Raw genomic sequence first — 373 nt, forward strand, 5'->3', positions numbered from 1 at the left:
TGCAACCTTGATTCGTTGTTTATGCCAATTTGAAGACCCTTTTTTTCGTCTTGACAGGATACGTTGTTCTTTTGCCAACTTTTTCTCTAGTGTACGGAAGAATTTAGGGTTCTTATATACTGTTTCATCTGACAAGATTGCAAAGTCCCTTAATCCAACATCAATACCAATAGCAGAATCTGTTTTTGGTAATGGATTCACTTCTGTTTCGACAAGAATGGATACTGAGTATTTGCCACTTGGATGACGTCTAACTGTAACGTTAAGAATTCGACCTTCAAGTTCGCGACTTTTTGCAAAACGAACAAGACCCAGTTTAGGTAATTTGATTTTGTTCCCAACAATTGCGATATTATTGTTTGTGTACTTTGTC

General features: G+C 36.7%; 1 protein-coding gene. It reads right to left on the bottom strand.

Annotated features, from left to right (window positions below; all coding sequences use genetic code 11):
- A partial coding sequence (locus DCC39_RS18980; RefSeq protein WP_165820945.1) for an RNA-guided endonuclease InsQ/TnpB family protein occupies positions 1 to 373 on the bottom strand: 373 nt, incomplete at both ends.

Origin of the sequence: Pueribacillus theae, from assembly GCF_003097615.1 — a bacterium.
GTDB classification, from domain to species: Bacteria; Bacillota; Bacilli; order Bacillales; family UBA6769; genus Pueribacillus; species Pueribacillus theae.